The sequence below is a fragment of the Cerasibacillus sp. genome, from assembly GCF_036516575.1.
Taxonomy (GTDB): Bacteria; Bacillota; Bacilli; order Bacillales; family Amphibacillaceae; genus Cerasibacillus.
Genome location: NZ_DATBTY010000006.1, coordinates 80,481 through 103,855 on the forward strand (window position 1 = coordinate 80,481; position 23,375 = coordinate 103,855).

20 protein-coding genes, 1 pseudogene and 1 riboswitch are annotated in these 23,375 nt (G+C 37.3%); of the genes and pseudogenes, 13 read left to right on the forward strand and 8 right to left on the reverse strand.

All coding sequences use genetic code 11. The features are described 5' to 3' along the window. The first annotated feature begins 16 nt into the window (after nt 1-16). The 3 genes from VIG73_RS01625 (at nt 17) to VIG73_RS01635 (ending at nt 2,299) form a co-directional block, all read left to right on the forward strand. Nucleotides 17-553, forward strand: a complete 537-nt coding sequence (locus VIG73_RS01625; RefSeq protein WP_331638722.1) for an EndoU domain-containing protein — start codon at nt 17-19, stop codon at nt 551-553. Then, complete coding sequence (locus VIG73_RS01630; protein ID WP_331638724.1) at nt 553-927, forward strand: hypothetical protein; 375 nt, start codon at nt 553-555, stop codon at nt 925-927. Before VIG73_RS01625 ends, VIG73_RS01630 begins: the two co-directional genes overlap by 1 nt. A gap of 115 nt (nt 928-1,042) precedes the next feature. Next, nucleotides 1,043-2,299 (forward strand): serpin family protein, encoded by a 1,257-nt coding sequence (locus tag VIG73_RS01635; protein ID WP_331638726.1) that lies wholly within the window; start codon nt 1,043-1,045, stop codon nt 2,297-2,299. Between the two features lie 640 nt (nt 2,300-2,939). Here VIG73_RS01635 and VIG73_RS01640 read toward each other — a convergent pair. Beyond that, on the reverse strand, nt 2,940-3,710 hold the full coding sequence (locus VIG73_RS01640; protein ID WP_331638728.1) for a VLRF1 family aeRF1-type release factor: 771 nt from the start codon (nt 3,708-3,710) through the stop codon (nt 2,940-2,942). A gap of 229 nt (nt 3,711-3,939) precedes the next feature. Here VIG73_RS01640 and VIG73_RS01645 point away from each other — a divergent pair, with 229 nt between their 5' ends. After that, nucleotides 3,940-4,215, forward strand: a complete 276-nt coding sequence (locus VIG73_RS01645) for a PepSY domain-containing protein (protein WP_331638730.1) — start codon at nt 3,940-3,942, stop codon at nt 4,213-4,215. A 222-nt stretch (nt 4,216-4,437) separates the two neighbouring features. Here VIG73_RS01645 and VIG73_RS01650 read toward each other — a convergent pair whose 3' ends face one another. The 3 genes from VIG73_RS01650 to VIG73_RS01660 form a co-directional block, all read right to left on the reverse strand. Continuing rightward, nucleotides 4,438-5,133 carry an ABC transporter ATP-binding protein gene (locus tag VIG73_RS01650; protein ID WP_331638732.1) on the reverse strand — a complete coding sequence of 232 codons (696 nt, stop codon included), beginning with the start codon at nt 5,131-5,133 and terminating at the stop codon, nt 4,438-4,440. 30 nt (nt 5,134-5,163) lie between these two features. Beyond that, complete coding sequence (locus VIG73_RS01655; RefSeq protein WP_331638734.1) at nt 5,164-7,758, reverse strand: FtsX-like permease family protein; 2,595 nt, start codon at nt 7,756-7,758, stop codon at nt 5,164-5,166. Nucleotides 7,759-7,822: 64 nt separating this feature from the next. Continuing rightward, complete coding sequence (locus VIG73_RS01660) at nt 7,823-8,107, reverse strand: hypothetical protein (protein ID WP_331638737.1); 285 nt, start codon at nt 8,105-8,107, stop codon at nt 7,823-7,825. A 310-nt stretch (nt 8,108-8,417) separates the two neighbouring features. Here VIG73_RS01660 and VIG73_RS01665 point away from each other — a divergent pair, with 310 nt between their 5' ends. From VIG73_RS01665 to VIG73_RS01675, 3 genes are all read left to right on the forward strand, one after another. Continuing rightward, on the forward strand, nt 8,418-9,584 hold the full coding sequence (locus VIG73_RS01665; RefSeq protein WP_331638739.1) for an exonuclease SbcCD subunit D: 1,167 nt from the start codon (nt 8,418-8,420) through the stop codon (nt 9,582-9,584). 15 nt (nt 9,585-9,599) lie between these two features. Beyond that, nucleotides 9,600-12,692 (forward strand): SMC family ATPase, encoded by a 3,093-nt coding sequence (locus VIG73_RS01670; RefSeq protein ID WP_331638741.1) that lies wholly within the window; start codon nt 9,600-9,602, stop codon nt 12,690-12,692. Between the two features lie 83 nt (nt 12,693-12,775). Further along, the gene (locus VIG73_RS01675) at nt 12,776-13,882 is read left to right on the forward strand and encodes a nitric oxide synthase oxygenase (protein ID WP_331638743.1); all 1,107 of its coding nucleotides are present in this window, start codon (nt 12,776-12,778) and stop codon (nt 13,880-13,882) included. Nucleotides 13,883-13,985: 103 nt separating this feature from the next. On the opposite strand, the gene VIG73_RS01680 is transcribed toward VIG73_RS01675, so the two are convergent. After that, complete coding sequence (locus VIG73_RS01680) at nt 13,986-15,074, reverse strand: acyl-CoA dehydrogenase family protein (protein ID WP_331638745.1); 1,089 nt, start codon at nt 15,072-15,074, stop codon at nt 13,986-13,988. Nucleotides 15,075-15,352: 278 nt separating this feature from the next. Here VIG73_RS01680 and VIG73_RS01685 point away from each other — a divergent pair, with 278 nt between their 5' ends. The 6 genes from VIG73_RS01685 to VIG73_RS01710 all read left to right on the forward strand — a co-directional run bounded on the left by VIG73_RS01685 (nt 15,353) and on the right by VIG73_RS01710 (nt 21,621). Next, nucleotides 15,353-17,893, forward strand: a complete 2,541-nt coding sequence (locus VIG73_RS01685; RefSeq protein WP_331638747.1) for a hypothetical protein — start codon at nt 15,353-15,355, stop codon at nt 17,891-17,893. Next, entirely contained in the window at nt 17,868-18,542 is a 675-nt protein-coding gene (locus tag VIG73_RS01690) for an ABC transporter ATP-binding protein (RefSeq protein WP_331638749.1), read from the forward strand. Before VIG73_RS01685 ends, VIG73_RS01690 begins: the two co-directional genes overlap by 26 nt. A gap of 61 nt (nt 18,543-18,603) precedes the next feature. After that, nucleotides 18,604-18,715: riboswitch (TPP riboswitch) on the forward strand. 94 nt (nt 18,716-18,809) lie between these two features. Beyond that, nucleotides 18,810-19,817: an ABC transporter substrate-binding protein gene (locus VIG73_RS01695; protein ID WP_331638751.1), complete on the forward strand. Its 1,008-nt coding sequence runs from the start codon at nt 18,810-18,812 to the stop codon at nt 19,815-19,817. A gap of 14 nt (nt 19,818-19,831) precedes the next feature. Continuing rightward, complete coding sequence (locus VIG73_RS01700; protein WP_331638753.1) at nt 19,832-20,122, forward strand: thiamine-binding protein; 291 nt, start codon at nt 19,832-19,834, stop codon at nt 20,120-20,122. A gap of 1 nt (nt 20,123) precedes the next feature. Beyond that, nucleotides 20,124-20,909, forward strand: a complete 786-nt coding sequence (locus tag VIG73_RS01705) for an ABC transporter permease (RefSeq protein WP_331638756.1) — start codon at nt 20,124-20,126, stop codon at nt 20,907-20,909. Then, on the forward strand, nt 20,890-21,621 hold the full coding sequence (locus tag VIG73_RS01710; protein ID WP_331638758.1) for an ABC transporter ATP-binding protein: 732 nt from the start codon (nt 20,890-20,892) through the stop codon (nt 21,619-21,621). Before VIG73_RS01705 ends, VIG73_RS01710 begins: the two co-directional genes overlap by 20 nt. A gap of 8 nt (nt 21,622-21,629) precedes the next feature. On the opposite strand, the pseudogene VIG73_RS15775 reads toward VIG73_RS01710, so the two are convergent. The 3 genes and pseudogenes from VIG73_RS15775 to VIG73_RS01725 all read right to left on the reverse strand — a co-directional run. After that, a pseudogene (locus VIG73_RS15775) lies at nt 21,630-21,885 on the reverse strand (transposase); the annotation flags it as partial. A gap of 342 nt (nt 21,886-22,227) precedes the next feature. After that, entirely contained in the window at nt 22,228-23,121 is an 894-nt protein-coding gene (locus VIG73_RS01720) for a manganese catalase family protein (protein WP_331638760.1), read from the reverse strand. Between the two features lie 29 nt (nt 23,122-23,150). Beyond that, nucleotides 23,151-23,375, reverse strand: coding sequence for a DUF2642 domain-containing protein (locus VIG73_RS01725; protein ID WP_331638762.1), 225 nt, complete (start codon nt 23,373-23,375; stop codon nt 23,151-23,153).

Here is a 23,375-nt window from a genome sequence, read left to right on the forward strand (position 1 = left end):
GAGGGAAGTGACACCAATGTGGAAAAAATTACAAGCTCGAGTCATATTAATATTAAGTATTCTATTGGTATTAAGTAGTTGCGCCTTGATTGATGATGGTCAGGGCGATGTTCAAACTGATGATGTCACGCCAATTTCGGAGTTAGCACATACAGACATTTTTAGAGAAGGTGCACTTGAACATATTTTAGAAGGAGAGTTAAATAAACGGGGACAAGCAGTCGGCTTTCATTATGATCAGTTACCTAGTAAAAAAGGCGAAATCATACAAAATACGAAAACACCACTTGATGAGAATGGCGTTTATGAAGCGGAAGTTGAAGTAGAAGGTGTTTTAAAACAAGCGAATCGTGGGAAGTCGTCATTTTTCCCTGACGCTTGGGATACACAAGATGTCGTCGATGCGATTAATGATGCATATGAAAACCGCACCTTTATCTCAGGAAATACATATGAAGGTTTAACCGAAGAAGGCATGATTATTCGGATGTATTTAGATCAAAAGGAACGAATTATTTCTGCGTTTCCAGTTTATGAAGGTGGTGGGAAATAATGTGTCATTTTCGAACCGTCACATTAAAAAATGGAGCTCATGAAAGAAAGCGGCTTGTCATTGAATTTACGGACCCAAACCGAGCAATCATCGGTGAATTTTTAATGTCTGATAGTCAATTCGTTAATAAAGCAATCTACCGCGATGTGCTCGCTGTCTTAAACGGTGAAAAAGCGCATGTGACAACAAGTGGTAATCGATGCCATTTAGATATTAAGCCTAAGCAAACGGTGATAACCGATTTATATGCTGATATGTTTGCTGATGTTGATACGTATCCAACTTGTGAAATTGAGACACATGAATTAAAACAATTGATGGACATGTGGTTTAAAAAACTGGAAGAATTTAAGCGAGATATTGCTGAGGAATAAATTAGAGGAGACTAGTCGCAACGGCTAGTCTTTTTTATTGAGGCGTAGATGCAACAAATGAATAAGTCTCTTCGTCATACGTATAGAGAGTAAATTTTTTAGAGGAGGATTCCCTGTGAAAAGGTTGTTGATTATCTTGCTGTCGTGTCTCATTATGATAGGGTTGGGTTGTGGAAAGGAAAGCGAAGGAAACAGCGCTTTAAAAATCGGAAGTGATGTAGAGTTTGGCGAAAATGATTATCAAAACATCACGACTGCCTCGAATACGTTTGGTTTTCAATTGCTAAATGAAATTGAAGCTGAGCGAGATGAAAATATATTCATTTCACCGTTAAGTGCTTTTATGGCATTATCGATGGTTTATAATGGCGCTCTTGGTGAAACAAAAGAGGAAATGGCGAAAACATTACATGTGTCCGGCATATCCGTTGAACAATTAAACAAGGCGAATGCTTCATTAATGGCAAAATTATATGAACATACGACACAGGCTGAGCTACAGATTGCAAATTCACTTTGGTTAAATGAGGATTATCACTTTAAAGAAGCTTTTCAAACGAATAATGAAACGTATTTTAATGCTGAAATGAAATATTTTGATCTTGATGACCCACAAGCGCCGGAGAAAATAAATAAATGGGCGTCAGATAAAACAAACGAAAAAATTAAAGAAATTATCGAACCACCACTTCACCGCGACTTAGTCAGTGTCATCATGAATGCGATTTATTTTCAAGGGGATTGGACATACCCATTTGAGAAAAGTATGACAGAAGATACTTCTTTTTATTTGTCTGATGGAACGACGTCGTCTGTATCGATGATGTCACTCAATGAGAAGCTCGAGTATATGGAAAATGATGTGTTTCAGGCGGTTAGGCTACCATATGGTGAGGATGATGATAGACAATTAACGATGAAAATATTTTTGCCTAAGGAAGATGTCGGGATTGCTGGGATGGAAAAGGAATGGACGGCTGACAACTGGAAAGCTTGGAATAATAGCTTTAACACGTCACAAGGGACGTTAAAACTTCCACGTTTTCAAGTAGAGTACGGAGTGGAATTAAAAGATGCACTAAAAAAGCTGGGCATGTCATCAGCTTTTACTCGAGATGCCAATTTTAAAGACATGATCACAAGAGATGATATCCCGTTATGGATTCATAAAGTAACCCAAAAAACGTTTCTTGATGTTAACGAAGAAGGAACCGAAGCGGCTGCGGTTACTAAAGTCGAAATGATTACTGAATCAGCTCTTGTAGATGAACCATTTGTGATGGAAGTGAATCGCCCGTTCTACGTTGTTATTGCTGATGAAGAGTTGGATGTTATCTTGTTTATGGGTAAAATTGTCAATCCAGAGTCATAGAAATGATCTGGTGTCTTGTAAATAGAATTTGAAGGCGCCTTATTCTATCAAAGTGGACGAGGCCTTGAAATGAGTGTCCAATGTGTAATAAGTCGGGTGAGTGGCAATTACTTATATGACATTGGCGTGTTCAATGTGTAGTAACTAGAATGAATGCCGAGTACTTATATGATATTGGCGTGTTCAATGTGCAGTAACTAAAGTGAATGCCGAGTACTTATATAACATTGACGTGCTCAATGTGCAGTAACTAAAGTGAATGCCGAGTACTTATATAACATTGACGTACTCAATGTGCAGTAACTAAAGTGAATGCCGAATACTTATATAACATTGACGTGCTCAATGTGTAGTAACTAAAGTGAATGCCGAGTACTTATATGACATTGGCGTACTCAATGTGTTATAACTCGAGGCATTCACACGCACTTGACTCACATTGCAATCGGAGAATTCTCCCATACTAACTAGTATATGATTGAAATGCTCAGTACCAGTAAACTATGCTCCACCAACAGAACACAGAATTATAGATCTGATCATGTAACTTTAGCGTCTAGCTTTATAAAGTAAAAACAAGCGGAGAATCTAATTTCTCCGCTTGCACTGAACTAAAAGGACTTTTCCCCCCCAATTTGTTTTATTTAGTTAAGAAATCCTGGGCAATATCATGTGCCGATTTACCGGTATAGTTTTGATTAATCACTTTGATGATATTTAATCGTGGAAGATGAGCTTGCATGTCATTTGTTAATTCTGTTGGTCCGGCGAGATAAACATTCTTCCATGCAAACTCTTTTGCGTGTTTTTCAATTATTGGGACAAGCCCTCTGAACCAGCGTGCTTGGTGTTCTTTTAAGCGTCGATCATATTTGTCACGGTGGTTTGCACTACTTGAAATGATGGCACCGAAAGCAATGCCTTTATAACGACGCCAATCTTCAGTGTTTAAATCAAATTCATAATGTGCCTCACCCATTACTTCAGCAAGTAATGTGTCGATTAAGGCAACGCGATCACGTTGAACTAAAATAATGCCTGTTCTCGGATATTTTTCAAAAAGATTATCTAATTGTTTCGTAACGGGTTCTTTTTCCCAGTGAAATTCATTATCTAACGGGATTTGTGTTTGTTTGAGGAGTAACTCATCAGATGTCGCAAAACAAATCAGTCCATGTTTTAATTGACGTTGATGGTCAAAGATTGCTGTTTCTACTTTTTTCTGTATCGCTAGAAATGGTTTATGTTCATTAGGTTGTGAGGCTTTTACGTATTCGGAAATCCGTTTTATACCGTTTTTTAAGCGAATTTTCCAGTCCTCACTGTTTGGATCTGTTTCGAGATAAATCGTTAATACAGGTCCATCGAGTTGTGATATTTTTTTTCTTAAGTCTTTCAATTCGAGTGCCATAGATATCCCCTTTCTCTTTGTACTCAACTATAGTGTAGCATTGGAATAGGATACGTGACCAGGTGAAAACTGACAAATTTCCGAATAATTCGCGAAAAAGGTGGGACTGCTAAATAGCCTTTTAAACGTTTCAAGCATTTCTGGAAAGAAATCCCGGGGCAATAGCACATTTGAGCTAAAGGTGAATATAATGACATCGTAAAAATGATTAAGTAAATGGGGGAAAATGATGCAACAGAATCAATATTGGGGATTTCCGGAACAACACGGACAATATTATCCATCTACAGTTCAGCCAAGGCACCAATGGTTTCGTCAGATTGTGATAGAGGATGCAATCGGTATAGCTAGACAACAAGTAGCTGGAGAGGTTGTAAAGGCGGAATTGGAGAGAGAGCAAGGAAGATTGTATTATGAAGTTGATATTCTAGCCACGAATGGTAGGAAATATGAAGTGAAAATTGATGCAAATAATGGTGCTGTATTAGGTGTGGAATTAGATTAGAAGACTTACCTAAATCTACCTCGAAAAAAAGAGGGTCCAATGAATCTTTTAGATGATTGGACGCTCTCTATTTTTTTACTCCTCATACAGTCCAAAAGCGACTTAATCTGTTTCCCAAGCGCCATATTTGGTCGCTATCCATCGTAAATGCGACCTAATCTCGCTTTACATGCCCCCCCCAATCAATTCGCATTAACTGCTAATATGCTTTATAATTACAACTTATTCGGCAACAAACGTGTTTAAATTCCGATCTACTTTGGACAAATGTCCATTCCTTAGTTGATATGCGTCTTCGGTGTATTTGATTAGTTCTAAATTGTGTGTGACCATAACAATTGTTTTCTTATCTTGTCGGTGGATTTTTTGAAAAAGTTCCATCATGTTGTTGGCTGTATCCTCATCCAAATTTCCAGTCATTTCATCTGCTAAAATAATGTCAGGTTGACTCATAAGGGCACGGGCTATGGCAATTCGTTGTTGTTCTCCACCTGATAATTTAGCAGGGGTATGATGGCGACGATCTTTTAACCCAACTTGTTCTAATAAATGTTCCGCACGCTCAATCACCTCTTTATTTTTCTTAAATTGGAGGATAGGTAGCATAATATTTTCAAGCGCTGTTAATCCCGGCAGTAATTGATACTGCTGGAAGATATAACTAATCTTGCGGTTACGTAGGCGATTCCGTTCTTTATTAGTTAGTTGATTCACATGAACACCATCAATGATGATTTCTCCAGAAGTCGGTTCATCAAGGAGACCTATCACTTGTAATAAGGTTGTTTTACCTGAGCCAGACGGACCGATAATACTAACAAATTTTCCAGGGTCAATGGATAGTGTTATATTGTCTAAGATATGCACGGTTTCATTTCTAGACGTATAAGATTTGCTGATGGTTTTTAAGTTAATCACTCGTTTCATCCTCTCTATTCAAACAAAAATCTAGTGAAATTCACGTAAGCGATAACGATTAGAGCGGAGCAATAATGTTACGACACTAATTAACAGACTGACACCTAAACTAATAGCAATCAAAACAATGACATCTGTTATTTTTAAAACAACGGAATCACTAAATGATGTTAGAAATAGATAACCACAAATTGCTCCGACAGAGACAGCCACACCACTAATAAAAAATTCCTCCAAAAGATACAAAAATGCCCAGCGTTTTGTTTCCCATCCCCAAGCCTTGTAAAGTTGAATTTCTCCGATTCTAGCTTCTGTTTGATTAATATGGATCGCAATATAACTAAATAACGCCAGAAGAATGCCGATGGTAAATAATAGCCACTGATGGGCTTGTAAACTTACATCTACTCTTTCACCGAGGAAAGTAAGCACTAACAATGCCGATGCTTGTTGTTTAGATAATAGAAACAGTGAAACATAGAGTAAAGTAGCGATGATAATCACTGCTTTTGTCATACTACGAATCGGATGACGAATCATGTTGCGAAAACTATATGACCATAATGTGTTACTCGGTCGCTGAGAAAGGATGGTCTTTTTCGTTTGGTTGGCACCCCGTAAATTTTTGTGACGATCCAAATGACGAATAACTGGAATAATGTAAAGACAAATCATCACGAATAAAGAAAGAAGTAGACTTCCTATCATAGCGACTAGCATTTGTATTGTGTCCCAGGCAGTGCCAATCGTAATATATAGAGTGATAAAGCAGATGGTGACTAAAAATAAAATACCAATCGATTCAAAAATTAATGATTGAATAATTCTCCATTTCGACCACCCGAATGTGTACTGAATGGTCATATCTCTTTTTCGGTTTTCCGTGTAATTTCGATAGATGAGACTTAGACCAATTAATCCCATTGCAACGATAAATATGGTAAGTAGTAAGGTCGTTGAACTGACACGTTCTTCAATAACAAAGGAGGCGCCTTCTTCACTCCAACCTTCTAATAAATAACCGTAACCGGGAACACCATCAAAATCATCTAATAACACATGGACTTTACGGTCCGCACTGCCTAACATGATATCGACGTGTAGATTTGTTTCTTGGCGAATTATTTTGGCGATATGTTCGACTTTAGCCATGCTTTCAGGACTTCTCTCTCCGGCTCCTTCAACAATGACACGAATAATGGAAATCGGTTTATCTCCGAGTAAATATTCAGCTGCTGCTAATGTTGTTATCGCATCAATACCGCCTGTATAATAACTGTCTTTATATGGTGAACTTTGATAGATGTAGGGGGCAGCTAATTTAGTTCCCGTTGTATCATGTGTAACATAAACGTCCTCCGGTTGATAATAATCAGGAGAAACTGGCTTGTCGCTTGTTGTAAAATGATTCTCTATGCGTGTGGCATCAAAGCGACCGACAATGTCAAAACTAAAATGTTTACTTAAATTAACAGATTCAGCTTGCCGGTAATTAATTTGTTCCTTACGTGTGGATTGGGGTATGGCTTCAACAACAGGAATCCCATTTGTCAGCTCCTGATCTAGGTGTCTATATTGAAGTGGAGAAAAGTCTAAAATAGTACGTTGATTACTGAACCCAGGGTGACCTTCGTTATTTATAATCTTCCCGTTTTCCAGTTTTATCGAACCGATATTAAATAAATATGCTCCACTAAAAGGATTGATATTGATATCAACTACTTTTTCACGTGGGCGTGATGCCAAATATTCTTTGCCACCTGCTTCAATTAAACGGTCCACATCTAAGTATTTCTCAGGAACGTCTATTTTATATATCGTTGATTGATAAAGCGTGTCATATGGTTGATTCAGTAAAATGAGTGGAATAATTGGAATGTCCTCTCGCCTTTGTATTGTGTGATGTCCATCAAAAAAATGCCCTTCAACGATGGCTTTGTCTAAATTTAATAGTTTAGCTTCTTCATCGGGATCAACGGCTACCATTGACCATGTACTACCATCTGTACGAAGAACGCTATTTGGAGGTTCGCTCGATAAATTCCATCGTCCCAATTCCCAAATGTCTTCAAAACGCTCAAATAAATGTTCCTCTTCATTCGAAAGAAACTGCGAGTAAGAAAGGTCAGCTAAAAAGTCTGGGGTAATATCGCGATACCGGTTACCGTCAAATACTTTTGTAGACTCTTCTCTGTAATAAAATCCGAAATCTTTAATGCCAAAGTCAATACTTAGTCCTTCATTTTCTACATTTCCAATAAATGTTAGGGGTGCCGCAACTTCAACACCATCAAGTGCTTTAATCCGTTCATATTGTTCAAGTGTGATCCCACTGTGATGCTGTGCCAAATCCCCTCTTCTTACTAAACCGTCTAACACAGTATTTGAGTTCTCGCCCGTTTCACGTAAGTTTATTTTATGAGCCATCTCTTCCGTCTTCGGCCTAATCAGTAAATCATAACCCGTTCGCCAGTTTTTCGTTAATTGCTCCGTCGCTTGTACTTTCATATGTTCAGATGTTTGGAATGTATAAATAAATGCGAGACCAATTAATACGAGAATAACGACAATAGATAGGGTTGATCGCCAATAATAAGTAACACTTTTTAAAATGACTTTAATCATAATATCACCATTCATTTTCCGTTATGTAAAATGGGAAGGAGTCTCCTTCCCAAGCTAATGATTATTAAATAGGGCAAGCATTAATAAAATAGTATTGCTTTTTATATTCCCACCCCTTATTAGGACAATATCTTTTAAGATACTCTGTGACTAATGTTCGGTTTCCATCAACGCATTCTCTTGTAGTGCGATATATTTCCCAACTTGAGCAACTTGCAAGGTCATAATGATTACTCGCACCTGTATTTGCGTGTGCTTGTTGTGGCTGTGTATCCATCGATGTAGCAAAACCAAACATTATTACAAGCGTTAACATTGTACTGCCCACTATTTTTTTCGCCTTTTTCATTATAAATCCTCCTTTCGTGAAGTATTTTCCGTATTATCTGAGATGTATAAAAATTATAACATATCCCTCTTAGAAAAACAATTGGAAAAGAGGGAATATTAATAGTGGATCTTGTTAACTAAAATATATCATGTTTATTCTTTGTGGTTGTATGTTTAATGTTTATTGATAACGTGATACAATTATTAATAATACCTTCTATCCATTTCATTTTTTAAACTCTTCATTTAAACTCTATTCTCGATTTTTGCTACTAATCTCCTATATACTTATCTCCAATTACAATAATTAAATAAGAAGGAGAATCCATATGAAATTATTTCATACGGCTGATTGGCATTTAGGAAAATTAGTACAAGGTGTTTATATGACAGAAGATCAACGTCATATTTTGCAACAATTTGTCCAAGCAGTTGAAGAGGAAAAACCGGATGCTGTCATTATTGCAGGTGATTTATATGATCGTTCAGTGCCTCCGACTGAAGCCATTCAACTACTTGATGAAGTGTTAAATACGATTGTTTTAAAATTAGAGACGCCAGTCCTTGCGATTGCAGGAAATCATGATAGTCCAAGTCGGCTAGATTTTGGTAGTCGGTTAATGGAGGCAAATGGCTTATTTATGGTGGGGCGCTTTTCAAAAGATTTAGAACCTATCATTTTACATGATACGTTCGGAGAGGTTCATTTTCATTTAGTACCTTATGTGGATCCAAGTGTTGTGCGCAATGAATTTGAAGATGATGAGATTCGCTCACATAATGACGCCATGCGGAAGATTGTGGAACATATTCAAGCGAAAATGAATCCATCTGCAAGACATGTCTTTGTTGGACATGCATTTGTCACACCATATGGAGAGAAAGAAGCGAACACAAGTGATTCCGAACGTCCATTGTCGATTGGCGGTTCAGAATATGTAGAAGCACGACATTTTGAATCATTCCACTATACAGCACTTGGGCATTTACATCAGGCGCATTATGTTCAAGAAGAAATGATCCGCTATGCTGGTTCTCCATTAAAATATTCCATTTCTGAAGAGCGCCATCAAAAAGGTTATTATGTCGTAGAATTAAATGGAACAGGCGATGTACAAGTTGAAAAGCGACTCTTTAAACCGATTCGTGATATGCGTACAGTAGAAGCAACAATGGTGGAACTTTTAAAGCATCCTGTAAATGAAGATTATGTGTTTATTAAACTACTAGATGAAATGCCAGTTCTATCACCAATGGAAAAGGTTCGTTCTGTTTATCCGAATGCGATGCATGTTGAAAGAAAGTATTTTCAACTTGGATTAAATCAGGAGAAAAGCGATGTCATTGAACGGACGAAGATGTCAGATTTAGAGCTTTTCCGAGCATTTTATAAAGAGGTTAAAGGAACAGACGTCTCAGAGGAAACGGAAGCGATTTTTAAAGAAGTCCTTGATGCGTTTTTACAAGAAGAACGGGAACAAGTGCCAGTAAAATAAGGGAGGGTGAAATAAGTGAGACCATTAAAATTAATGATGCGAGCGTTTGGTCCGTATAAGGATCACGAAACGATTGATTTTAATGAACTAGGTGACCATCAATTATTTGTCATTTCTGGAAATACAGGTGCTGGAAAAACGACGATTTTCGATGCGATATGTTTCGCCTTATACGGTAGTGCGAGTGGTGAAGACCGGGAAAATCAAGCGATGCTCCGAAGTCAATTTGCCAACGACGATATACATACATCAGTGGAGCTTCTATTTGAATTAAAAGGACGGACTTACCGGATTTTCAGGCAACTCGGTCATATTAAAAAAGGGAATAAAACGAAAACCGGTGAACGATATGAATTTTTTGAACTCATTGACGGTGATGAAGTGCCATGTGTTGATCGCCAAATCGTAACGGAAATTAATGAAAAAGTGGAAGCTTTGATGGGATTAACGGAAGATCAATTTAAGCAAATCGTTATGCTCCCACAAGGTGAGTTCCGTAAATTATTAACATCAGAAACAGAAAATAAAGAAGCGATTTTGCGACGCTTATTTAAAACGGAACCATATAAACAAATTGGCGAACAATTACGGATACGAAAAAAAATATTAGAACAATCTTATCAAACTGAAAAGCAAACATGCGATCATTATATCCATCAGTTAGCCTCGTTACCAAATCGTGAAGAAAGTTTATTATTTCAGGTATTAAATGAAGACCATTATAATGTCCATCAAGTTTTAACCGGATTAAAAGCTGAACTAACCTATTATGAGCAAAAGATGGTTACCGATTTAGAAACTTATAAGACGATTGAAAAAGAACATCAACGTGCAAATGAAACGTACTATAAGGTGAAAGCACTTCATGAAAAATTTGCTGAATATGAGGAAAAGAAAGAGCGTCTCAATCAATTGACAGTTGATCAAGAATTGTATCAAACGAAGGAAAAAGAATTGGAAGCGGCTGAGCGTGCTCATAATATAGAACCGTATGAAAAGCAAGTATTGGATTGGAAAGCGGATATTCAACATAAAGCAACCACTTTAGAAAAAGCAACAACCCAATTAAATGAAGCGAAAGCTCACCATGAAAAAGTGGAAGAACATTATAAAGTTGAAGAAGGAAAAGCGAAAGACCGTGAACAAGTAAAGCAACAGTTACATCGTTTACAAGAGTTTCTACCGACAGTTGAAGCGATGGAGGAAACGAAATCCAAGTTAAATCGCTTAAAACAACAAGCTTTAAAGACCTATGAAAAGATTGAGCAAAATAAGGCGCAACGTAAACAAAAGCAGGAACAGATTGAAACAATCGAAAAAGCCGTGCAACAATTGGATGAGGCGGTGAGTTCAATTGGGAAAAAAGAACAACACCGTACTCAACTTCGCGAACAACATCGTCTTTTAACAAAACATATCCAACACACCGAAAAGAAAAATCACTTAGAAACAGTTGGAAAAGAGCAAAAACAAACGTATTTAAAACAAAAAAGAGCTTATGAAACAATTGAAGAAACGTGGTTGAAAAATCAGGCTGGTATATTAGTTAGCCATTTACATGATGGTCAACCATGTCCCGTATGTGGGAGTGTTGAGCATCCGAATAAGGCGACATATGGAGAGCATTCTGTTACAAGAGAACAGTTAGATGAAGCGAAGCAATTATTAAAAGAAGTAGAAAATGCTTATCGAACAACACAAGTTGAATGGAAACAAAATCAAGCTGAGCTTAAAGAGATTGAAAAAGAAATTGTGACCGAATATAACATCTCTATTGAACATATTCCTACAGCACGCGAGCAAATTACAAAGCAAGGTAAAAAACTAAGTGAAGACTTAGAGCGCCTAGAGCGAGCTCAAGCTGAACTAAAAACAAAGCGGCAGCATCTTGAAAAAGAAAAGCAACAGATTAGAGAACTTGAACAACAGAAAGAACTGTTAGATAAAGTGTATCAAGAAGAACGCGACCAGTACACGAGTAAGAAAGCAACTTATACTGAACGACTTCGTGTTATACCAGAGGAGATGCGTTCACTGACAGCTCTAAGACAAGAAATGAATCAAGTAGAAAAGGCGAAACGAGTATTAGAAGAAGCTTGGGAACACGTACAGAAACAATTACAATTAGCAAAAGAAAAAGTGACAACGACAGAAGTGAATGTTAAGCATGCCCGTCAACAATTAAAAGAAGCGAAAGAAAAACATCAACAAGCAGAAGAGCAATTTGCATTAAAATTAACGGAAGCTAAATTTCCATCAGTCACTGATTATCAAGATGCAAAGAGAGAGGCATCTGTTCGTCAAGAATTAAAAACAGTTATTGACCGTTATAAAGAAGAAGTCACAACGCTCACTAAACGGGTGGATGAATTAAAAGAACAGCTAAAAGATAAAGAGAGAGTGCCAATCGTTGCGTTGCAAGAAAAAGTGAAGCAACTTAAAGAAAAATATGATGAAGCGTTTAACCAATTTAATGAAACAAAAGGATATTTACGAGATGGAAGACGGCATTATGAAATGATTGAACAGACGTATCAAAAAATACAAGAAATGGAAGTTCAACTAAGCCGTGTCGTTGATTTACATGATATGATACGTGGTCAAAATGATTCGAAATTATCATTTGAACGTTTTTTACAGATCGAGTATTTAGAACAAATTATCGAAGCAGCTAATCAAAGACTCCGCCATTTATCCCAAGGGCAGTTTATGTTAATGCGTAGTGATCGCCAAGAATCGCATGGCCGCCAAAGTGGCTTAGCACTTGATGTGTATGATGCGTACACAGGGCAAACCCGCGATGTAAAAACATTATCAGGTGGAGAGAAATTTAATGCTTCACTTTGCCTTGCGCTCGGCATGTCAGATGTCATTCAAAGTTTTCAAGGGAATATTTCTATTAAAACGATGTTTATTGATGAAGGGTTTGGCTCACTGGATGAGGAATCATTGCATAAAGCAATCGACACACTGATTGAACTCCAAGAATCAGGTCGTATGATTGGTGTTATTTCTCACGTAAAAGAGCTTAAATCAATTTTCCCAGCTGTTTTAGAAGTGAAGAAAACAAAAGAAGGTCATAGTGAAGCGCAATTTATTACGAAATAACATGAGAAAAATGTCATACATTAGACATACTATTCTTCAGTCTATTTTGTTAAGATAAGAAAGCATGGACTGGAGGAAACATCATGGAAAAAAAGACATTAATTGATGAAGCACAGCAATTTCTCACTCATTTATATAAAGAATTAGGAAAAACAACTGAACAATTTGCTCATCGCTGGCGTGAAGTGGAGCATTCGATTGAATTAAATGGCTATTATGAACACACGTATGAAGAACTTGTCTATGGTGCACGTGTCGCCTGGCGAAATTCTAATCGCTGTATTGGACGTCTCTTCTGGAATCAATTGAAAGTCATAGATGGAAGACAAGCAAGTACTTATGATGAGATTTTTCAATATCTTTTTGAACATATACGAATTGCGACAAATAATGGAAAAATTAAACCACTGATTACGATTTTTAGACCAGAATTAAATGGTAAAAAACAAGTCACCGTTTGGAATCATCAGCTCCTTCGCTATGCTGGCTATGAAACAGAGGGAGGGATTGTTGGAGATTCGGATTCAATTGCGTTTACGCGCTTTTGTCAACAGCTCGGCTGGAAAGGAAACGGAACAGCCTTTGATATGTTACCACTTGTTGTTCAAATCGGGGATGAAGCACCTGAATATCGGGAAATCCCGGAAGATATGATAATGGAGATACCGATAAAACATGAAGAGCATGATATTTTTGGAGATAGGGAAATAAAATGGTATGCCGTTCCGATTATTTCTGATATGCGATTAGAAATTGGTGGCATCAACTATGTGGCAGCACCGTTTAATGGCTGGTATATGGGAACTGAGATTGGTGCACGGAATCTCGCAGATGAATCACGCTACAATCTACTCCCAACTGTTGCTAAACAGCTCGGTCTAAATACGAAACATCAACGGTCACTTTGGAAAGATGAAGCATTAGTCGCATTAAATCAGGCGGTGCTTGATTCTTATAAAAAATATGGTGTCACCATCGTCGATCACCATACAGCAGCTGAACAATTCCGTGTGTTTGAACAAAAAGAAGAATCTGATGGTCGCCATGTAACAGGAAAGTGGTCATGGCTTGTTCCACCAATGGCTCCAGCGACGACACATATGTATTTTAAACCGTATGATAACGCGTTAGTAACGCCGAATTATTTTTATCAAAAAATGAAATATCCAGATGTTCAAAAGAATACGTGAAAAACGTTAAAATTAAAACGCAGTCTACTTCATTTGAATTAGACTGCGTTTTGTTTTGAACAAGATGTGATTAAATTATATTCTGTTTATGTTTTGAAAGATTTTAATCGGGACTATACGCCAAACTATCTTCAGCTACAGTAGGTGTAAGAAAAGTATGCTGACTTGCAGTATGTAAGTCGCGCCAGATTTGATTAATCTCTGAATGCTTCATAATTGCTTTCATTCCGATAAAACGGAATAGATTGTTAGCGCAAGTAAGCATTGTTGTAACAGCTCGCTTACAAACTGTACCAAATGCTCGTTGTTCATCTTCTGATAGGTCCTTATCAGAAACGTAGTCTTGCCAAATGTTTTTCACAGCATCATGAAAAGCCTGTTCGGCGTTTTTCCAACGTGCTGTTTCAGTTTCAATTTTATCCATCATGACTTCATATCGACTCGGTTTACCGTGTTGCCAGTTTGATTTATTTTGCTCTGTAAATGATACCACTTCTTCGATGAAATGTTTGCCGATTCCTAATGTAATCGCCGCAAAAGAAGCTTCTGAAAAAGGGAGAAATGGGAATTGATGAATCGGTAACCCGTATTCATTCTTTGTTTCAAAAATCGAAAACGCACGTATTTCTGGTACAAACTGATTCGTAATACGAATCGTATGGCTACTCGTTTTTTCCAAACCAAAGGCATCCCAATCTTGTAAAACATCAACTTGATCCTTCTCAAAAATAAATGAGATGAGCTTCGATTCATCTTTTACTTGACAAGTAGCCGTGAAAATCGAAGCGTAATCAGCACCACTACAATAAAACCATTCTCCGTTAATAGTATAGCCTCCGTCTGTACGTTCAGCGATGCCGGCTGGAAATCCACTCCCAGCGATGACTGCATCTTTCGGTTTATAATAAGTTTCTGCAGCTTCTTGGGTGAAGTTACTAGTAAACATCCCTCCGCCTGAACCGACTGTAACGAGCCAGCCAAAACTTCCATCGACATAGGAGGCATCTTGAAAGACGCGAACAGCTTCAGGTAATTCAAGTGCTTTTCCACCGAGGGACTTAGGAACAATCAGTTTAAATAATTGGTTGTCTATCATATATGAAAGGACAGTGTTTGGGATTGATGTTTGATCATGATGCTGATTCATTTCATTTCTAATCCATTGAACGGTTTCTCTGTTTAATAGTGACATATGATGATTCATCCTTTATGAATTGGTTTCTTTTATTATAGCAAATGATTACCTTCTTATTATAGGTTATGGGGATGAATAAGTAATAGTTAGATAGAGAACTTCACAAAAAATATCAATTAAGAAGGATTTTCGACATATATTATCGAATATTAATATATAGGCAAATTATTCCACTAAACGCAAAAATTATTCTCCTAAGATAATTCAATAAAATGATTGCTAAGTACAATGTAAGTAAAGGTGAAAAAGAGTCGATAGAATAAAGGTGATGATTTATGAAAGGGATTCGTTTATTTACGAAAAGAACGATTATCATCATGGTTACTGTGCTTATGCTTGTCATAAGCACCGTTTCTTACACATTATCAACGCTAGCTGATGCAAAACAACAAGTAAAACAAGATATTACGGCCTTTTCTCGGGGCACATATGATATCTTGATAAGACCGCCACAGGCCCGAACCAATCTCGAAAAGCAACTTGGTTTAATTGAAGAAAACTATCTTGGAATCGGAAGCGGTGGTATAACGATAGACCAGTGGAAAGAAATAAAAAACCACCCACAAGTTGATATTGCGGCTCCTGTTGCTTCAATTGGCTTGTTTACCGCAAGATTACGTTCCTGGATGCTTGAAAAAACGGAAACATTGAAATACTATGAAGTCAACTACGAGACGAGTGATGGATTAAATACTTATACATATAACGAAGATACCTTTGTTTATGATTTTATCGATGACTTCGATGATGAAGATTTAGATTTACTTTGGTATCCTTCATCTTTTGAAGTAGGAAACAACTATCTCGATCATGTTGCGGCACTTTTTGCTTTTCCACCTTCTTATCATCAAGTAGTAGCGATTGATTCAGAAGAGGAAGGGAGATTAGTGAATGATGATTTAAGCTTACTTGAAGGAATGGCTCGTAATCATCGGGCTTATAAAAGTGGAAAGCTGGCTATCCCAGTGCTGAGCTTGAAAGATGTCTCGGTACCCAATACGATTAAACTGACAATCGATGACTTACTTAAACCGACAGAAGAAGAGTTAAGAGAGTGGAAAAGTAAACATAAGGATGGGCTTGCCATTCGTACATTAGTCGAAATGCCTGCCGATTATGAGCAATTTTTGGATGAGTATATTCGTAAAAAACGTATGCACAACAATGAAGTCTATGTATTTCATGCCCATGATGGTCCTTCTCCTTTTGAAGATTACCCTTTTTTTGTTAATAAGGAAAAGAAACTTGTCGCAGATGATGGTACGGGAAAGGGCGAAGGGTATTTAAGTGGATTTTATAGGAAATTTGGACAACGCATTGGCTATCAGCTTGACCCAGTCGTTTATAACATGGTAGATAACAAGAATCTGAGCATTAATCAGATGGGAATCGATGAGAATTATGGCGCGCCGATTTATAGAAAGATGACAGAAGTGGAATTTTTTGAAGTTGATGATGCAAATATTCCACTAAATGAAGATGATGCATTTGAATTTTCTCATGTAGGATTCTTTTCAATTGAAGAAAACCAAGATATGTTAGCGTCTTCCCCTTTAGGTATTTATGGGCGTGATATGCCATATTTGGCAACAGATTCATCAGTGAAACTTCATCCATCAGCTGTGCCGGGAAGTTTTATAACGACACCTGCACACGGACTGATTTCGATTGATTGGGCGGAGAAAATAAAAGGTGAGGCTCCGATTGACGCGATTCGAGTTAAAGTTGCCGGAATTACTGGCTATGATAAACGAGCGGCAACACTTATTCGTGAGTTAGCAGATGAATGGGAAGAAGCTGGTTTTACGGTTGATATTGTAGCAGGGGCATCACTTCAAGACCTCACCGTTGATGTTGAAGGAATTGGTAAAGTTGTTCAAATGTTTACGACGTTAGGAGCAGCAGATACGGTCATATCGAGTTGGAATGCGCTTCAAGTGCTTTTAACTTTATTATATGGTTTGGTAGCACTTACATTTGTCGGTTATTCATTTTCTAATTTACTTGTAGACCGTCAAAGAGATGAACAATTGCTAGCACAACTCGGTTGGTCAGAAAAACTTATCCGCCGGGTTCGCTATAAAGAATGGATAACGATGTTAGGCATTCCTATTACTCTCGTGATGATTGGTTTTACCGTTTATGGTATGTATATCAATGACTGGTTACCACTTATTTTATCAGCTGTGATTAGTATTATCTTTCTACTTTTACTTTTATTAGCCAGCTTCGTACAGAAAAAGAAAATACGACATCCTAAGAAACAAGGTAAAACGGTCGTTATGCAAAATATTCGTTTTTATAAATCAAGCATTATTGCCGCATGTATTCAGTTGTTTTTAATGACGCTTTTGACATGTTTTCTACCATTCTTCTTAATACAAACGGTCGCAAATACGACACTCACAAGACTTGGTGCTTATGTACATGGCGAAGTTGAGGGGTTATTTTACCTTGTTATCGTCCTATTGTACGTGTTAAGTTTAACAACAGTCTATCAATCACTTAGCCGTATGTGGGAAACACGTCAGTCAGAAATTAAGCTTTTTCTATATCTCGGTTGGGAGAAAAAAGCAATCCGAAACTATTTTATAAAAGAAGTGCTTATATGGGCTGGATTATCGATAGGTTTCGGGTGGATTGTAAGCTCTATCATTATGTTCATATTTATTGAGACGACGCTAATAGCATTTATATCAGGAATCATTGGATTTTTATTCATTTTGGCTGTGACTATTGGCGGTTCGATTTATTCATTACATCGAACACAAGTAAAAGGAGGTGCTACAATTGGACATCAAGCTTCATCATGTTAATAAATCATATGAAACAGGTGTCGAAACAATTAACGTTTTAAAAGAAATTGATTTTACCGTTGCATCTGGGAGTTGGCTTACGATAACTGGTCCATCCGGTTCTGGTAAAACAACATTACTGCGACTTTTATCAGCTATTGAGCAAGCGGATCGTGGACAAGTGATAATTGGCGAACTTGATGCGATGACAGCACTTGAAGCAGAACGTCGCTCTTTTCGTCGGAAATATATCGGCTATATTTTTCAGGACTTTCAACTGTTTGATCAGTTCGATGTGCTTACGAATGTGATGATTCCTTTATTACCATACGAATCGAAAGCTGTTGTCAAAGAAAAGGCGGAACAATTGCTTGACATGGTTGGCCTTACGAATAGGAAAAATCATATGCCATCACAATTATCTGGTGGAGAAAAACAACGAACAGCCATTGCTAGGGCCTTGATGAATGACCCACAGCTCATATTATGTGACGAACCAACAGGAAACCTAGATCTTAAAAATCGTGATCAGATTATGGCTATTTTACAAGATATCCATAAAAAAGGCGCAACGATTGTCCTTGTCACACATGATTTAGAACTGACAAAACATGGTAATTTCCAATTTGAACTAAGAAATGGCGAAATCGTGGATCGTATAATGAATTGAAGAAGCTTCATCTTGAAATTTAATCGTCGATATGGCATAGTTATGATGAAGACAAATAAAAGATTCATTGTAGGGGTACCAGTGTTTTGCTGGTTGAGATTGTATCCGTAAGATACTAACTCTTTGAACCTGATCTGGTTAATACCAGCGAAGGGAACATGTGACACAACTATGTCTATATATGTGTTCATGCCCCTAGATTTTCTAGGGCTTTTTTTATGAATTCGTATCATTCCCTACGACTGAATCGAAAAAAGGGAGATTAACATGAAGAGACTACTAGCTATACTCATCACTGTATTACTTATTATGACAGCTTGTGGTAATAATGATACAAAAGAAAAAACATCTGATGAATCAAACAAGAAGAAAGATGAATTAACAGCAGTAAAAGTTGTTTTAGATTGGACACCGAATACAAATCATACAGGTCTATATGTCGCTCAGGAAAAAGGTTACTTTCAAGAAGAAGGCTTAGAAGTAGAGATTATGTTGCCAGGTGAAGCTGGAGCTGACCAACTGATTGCATCGGGACAAGCTGATTTTGGAATTAGTAACCAGGAGAGTATTACAGAAGCAAGAGTTCAAGATATCCCACTTGTTTCGATTGCAGCAATCATTCAACATAATACATCAGGTTTTGCCGCACCGGTTGATAAAAATATAAAATCACCGAAAGATTTTGAAGGTAAAACATATGGTGGCTGGGGCTCACCTGTAGAAGAAGCTGTCTTATCAACATTGATGAAACAAGACGGTGGCAATATTGATAAGTTAAACATCGTTAATATCGGTACAGCGGATTATTTCACTGCTGTTACACGTGATATTGATTTTGCTTGGATCTTCTATGGATGGACAGGAATTGAAGCTGAATTGCGTGAGGAAGAATTAGACATGCTCTATTTAACTGATTTCTCGGATAAGCTCGATTATTACACACCTGTTCTCGCTACAAGTGAAGAACAAATTGAAAAAAATCCAGAAACAGTAGAAAAGTTTTTAAGTGCCGTATCTAAAGGATATGAATTTGCGATAGAAGACCCTGAAGCAGCGGCAAATATTTTAATCGATGCGGTACCAGATCTTGACGCAGATTTAGTAAAAGCTAGCCAAGAGTGGCTAAAAGATAAATATCAAGATGATGCTGAGCGTTGGGGCGAACAAAAACTAGAAGTATGGGAAAACTATGCAGAGTGGATGCTGGAAAATGATTTACTTGATAAAGAATTAGATAGTGATAAAGCATTTACAAATGAATTTTTACCAAAATAAAAGAGGTGTCCATCATGGCAAACGCACTTATAAGTATACAAATTATACCAAAGACGAAAAATGGTGAAGATGTCATTCCATATGTTGATGCAGCTATTGAGGTCATTGAACAATCTGGTGTTAAATATCAAGTGAATCCACTTGAAACAACGATGGAAGGTAATTTAAGCGAATTGTTAGCGATTGTCGAACGTATGAATGAAAAAATGGTGGAACTGGGTAGTTCGAATGTGATTTCACAAGTGAAAATATTATATGAACCAAGTGGTGCTTCAATGGATAAATTGACGGAGAAGTATCGATAATATGAAGCAATTAATAAATAAAGGATGGCGACCATTATTGGTCATCATCCTTTTCATCATCGGCTGGGAAGTCGCTTGTCAAACATTCGAAATACCAACATGGCTCTTACCACCACCGAGCGATATAGTGGATGAAGCATTAACTGGTTGGAATCAGTATTCTAAACATATTTCATCAACCGTGCAATTAGCAATTATTGGATTTTTAGTCGGTTCAAGTGTCGGAATTGTTGTCGCTATATCATTGCATCTCATTCCGTTTATGCGGGAGGCTTTTTATCCTGTACTCATTATATCGCAAAATATTCCTGTCATTGTTTCTGCTCCCTTACTTATTATTTGGTTTGGTTTCGGGATGTTACCGAAAGTAATTATTATTACACTTGTCTGCTTTTTTCCAATTACAATTGCTGCGTTAGATGGATTTAGACAGACGAATCGTGATTGGCTCCATTATATGCAAATGGCGGGTGCTTCTAAGTTACAAATTTTTAGGAAGCTTGAATGGCCACATGCTTTACCAGCTGTTTTTTCTGGTTTGAAAATATCGGCTACTTATAGTGTCATGGGAGCAGTTATTTCTGAATGGTTAGGTGCAAATAAAGGGATTGGTGTTTATATGACACTAGCATCATCTTCTTTTCGGACAGATCGGGTATTTGTCGCCATTTTCTTAGTGATTATTTTAAGTTTATTATTCTTTGGTCTTATCGTTTATATCGAAAAAAAGCTCGTCCGTTGGAAACCAATAGAAGAAGGGAATGCCCATGAGTCATTTAGTCATTAAACAAATCAATAAATCATTCGGAAATCATGCTGTATTAAAGAACCTATCCTTAACAGTAAATGATGGCGAATTCGTATCAATACTTGGTCCGTCTGGTAGTGGTAAAAGCACATTATTTCGTTTAATTGGTGGCATTAGTCTTCCTGATAATGGAGACATTTATTTAGATGAAGTAAAAATAAATGGACGTCGTGGTTCGATAAGTTATATGCCACAATCACCAGCACTACTCCCATGGCGAAGTATTTTAAAAAATGTCGTCCTTGGTGCTGAACTTCATGGTCCATATGATAAAAAAATAGCTCTGCAAATGATTGAACGTGCGGGTCTAAAAGGTTATGAAAATCATTATCCATATGAGCTATCAGGTGGAATGCAACAGCGTGTCTCTTTTATACGTGCATTGCTTAGTCCGCAAAAATTCATGTGTCTTGATGAACCGTTTTCTGCTCTTGATGAATTTACGCGCCTCGATATGCAGAAGTGGTTAATGGATGTATGGAGTGAATATCGCCGCTCAATTTTATTTGTGACGCATAATATTGAAGAAGCGATTTTTCTTTCTGACCGGATCATCATCTTGTCTGAACGTCCAGCGACCGTAAAACATGAATTCGTTATTCCTTTTCCACGTCCACGCCATGAAGGACTATTGTTAACAGAGGAATTTTTACACTTTAAAAAGAAAGTGTATGAGAAAATGCAGAAATAAGGTCTCAATTAATCATAAGAGAAAGGGGCTGGGACAAAACCAGTTTTAAATGAGAAAAATTGCGGAATCAACATTGAAATGTTGTTTCCGCAATTTCTTTTTTGTTTCGAATTTTGGCGGTATACTTCTTAAGTCTACCGCCATTAATGCAAATGCTCATTCATTTTCTACTTTCGATTTTCCTCTGACCGAAAATTGAGAGAATGACAAATTAGCCTTCAGGAATCCAAAAGCTGGTTCAACATCTATTTTACGTTTTTTATATTTGTTAAAATCTATTAGATGATAAAATACAAAAAATCCAAATTGGAAACGAGTAAAGTTCTCTACTCCTCATGGTTAAGCATAAATCTTTGAATCCATGCAGAGTAGTTAGTTCCACTCCGCATGGTTACGAACAAATTTTCAAATCCATGCAGAGTAGATAGTTCCACTCCGCATGGTTAAGCATAAATCTTTGAATCCATGCAGAACAGCTCGCTCTATTGATAATTCACGTACTGTCATTATGATTAGGAGAAGGAGACTGGGACATAAGGAAAAAGTGAACAAGAATAGTTTTTTCATTTTTCAGAGGTTTTGCCCCAGCCTCGTTTTATTGTTTAATTATATGTTTTCCATTAAACGTTTCGCTATTTGTTTATATTCATCTGGTCCAATACCTGGTGCGAATTCTTCTGGTAACTCATCTAAATCGGGAATAGGTGCTCCTTCAGGTGTCCCTTCTTTTACAATAAGGCGCTCGCCAGTTTCGGGATTGGTACCTTTCCATATTTTTCGTATGTCGGCATAATCTCCTGAATCATTCCAAGTAAATAGGACATTTCCAACACCTTGGTCTTCAAATTTCCGTGCATGATCAAACTTTCGATTATCTAAATTCGGGATTGGAAGCATTTTAGTTATATTGACACCTGTTATGATTTCAATCGCTTTAGCGTATGCCAGTATATGGACGCCACCTCTAACGAGTAAATAACCAATCATTTCACGAGCGGTTGGATGATCGGTCATTTCGTATACGCGCATCTTATGCGTACGTGCACCACATTCTAAAAAGAAGTTGTGTAGTAAATCTAATAATAAATTACCACTTGAAAAGACATAGCTACCATTCCATGGATGCCCCATTGAATCTCCTGGAATAGCTGTCTGTGCATTTGCTATAAAAGCATGTGTATTACGTTTATCCTTTGCATTATGCATAGGTGTTAAATCAGGATCCGCTTCAAAAGTCGTCCCTTTTTGAATGAGATTGATTGTATTAGACACTAACTCAACATGACCAAATTCCTCAGCAGTTATGCTTGCAACAAGGTCGTAAAAAGGTTTTAATCTTCGTTTTCCACGAAAATTAAATGATTGAAACATATAGTTATTTAAAGTCGACATTTCCCCGAACTTTCCCCCGAGCAATTCTTGTACAGCAGCTGCTGCATTGGCATCACCATATTCTGGTTCAGGAAGTTCAATTAATAACTTGTTTACGCGTTTAAACATTTTGTTCATTCCTTTCCTACGATATGTCGCTATTTAGCTCGTGTGACCCATACGATCATTTGATTTCGAATGTAAAAAGAAACACCACTTACTTCAAGCACAACATGGTCTGGTGTAATCGTTTTTAATATACCTTGAATTGGGTTTCTCACTGTTTGAATGACGATGTTTCTTCCTTGAAGATGATTTAATGAACGATAAAAATAAGGATCAAATGGATGGGTGAATTGGACAGATTGTCTTTCTTGTTCCAC

Excerpts from the sequence above, each read along its gene's own strand:
- VIG73_RS01660 (WP_331638737.1), bottom strand. The coding sequence starts at position 8,107 with ATGAAAAAGGCGAAAAAAATAGTGGGCAGTACAATGTTAACGCTTGTA.
- VIG73_RS01685 (WP_331638747.1), top strand. The coding sequence starts at position 15,353 with ATGAAAGGGATTCGTTTATTTACGAAAAGAACGATTATCATCATGGTT.
- VIG73_RS01720 (WP_331638760.1), bottom strand. The coding sequence starts at position 23,121 with ATGTTTAAACGCGTAAACAAGTTATTAATTGAACTTCCTGAACCAGAA.
- VIG73_RS01655 (WP_331638734.1), bottom strand. The coding sequence starts at position 7,758 with ATGATTAAAGTCATTTTAAAAAGTGTTACTTATTATTGGCGATCAACC.
- VIG73_RS01625 (WP_331638722.1), top strand. The coding sequence starts at position 17 with ATGTGGAAAAAATTACAAGCTCGAGTCATATTAATATTAAGTATTCTA.
- VIG73_RS01680 (WP_331638745.1), bottom strand. The coding sequence starts at position 15,074 with ATGTCACTATTAAACAGAGAAACCGTTCAATGGATTAGAAATGAAATG.
- VIG73_RS01700 (WP_331638753.1), top strand. The coding sequence starts at position 19,832 with ATGGCAAACGCACTTATAAGTATACAAATTATACCAAAGACGAAAAAT.
- VIG73_RS01695 (WP_331638751.1), top strand. The coding sequence starts at position 18,810 with ATGAAGAGACTACTAGCTATACTCATCACTGTATTACTTATTATGACA.
- VIG73_RS01640 (WP_331638728.1), bottom strand. The coding sequence starts at position 3,710 with ATGGCACTCGAATTGAAAGACTTAAGAAAAAAAATATCACAACTCGAT.
- VIG73_RS01710 (WP_331638758.1), top strand. The coding sequence starts at position 20,890 with ATGAGTCATTTAGTCATTAAACAAATCAATAAATCATTCGGAAATCAT.
- VIG73_RS01665 (WP_331638739.1), top strand. The coding sequence starts at position 8,418 with ATGAAATTATTTCATACGGCTGATTGGCATTTAGGAAAATTAGTACAA.
- VIG73_RS01630 (WP_331638724.1), top strand. The coding sequence starts at position 553 with ATGTGTCATTTTCGAACCGTCACATTAAAAAATGGAGCTCATGAAAGA.
- VIG73_RS01645 (WP_331638730.1), top strand. The coding sequence starts at position 3,940 with ATGCAACAGAATCAATATTGGGGATTTCCGGAACAACACGGACAATAT.
- VIG73_RS01675 (WP_331638743.1), top strand. The coding sequence starts at position 12,776 with ATGGAAAAAAAGACATTAATTGATGAAGCACAGCAATTTCTCACTCAT.
- VIG73_RS01705 (WP_331638756.1), top strand. The coding sequence starts at position 20,124 with ATGAAGCAATTAATAAATAAAGGATGGCGACCATTATTGGTCATCATC.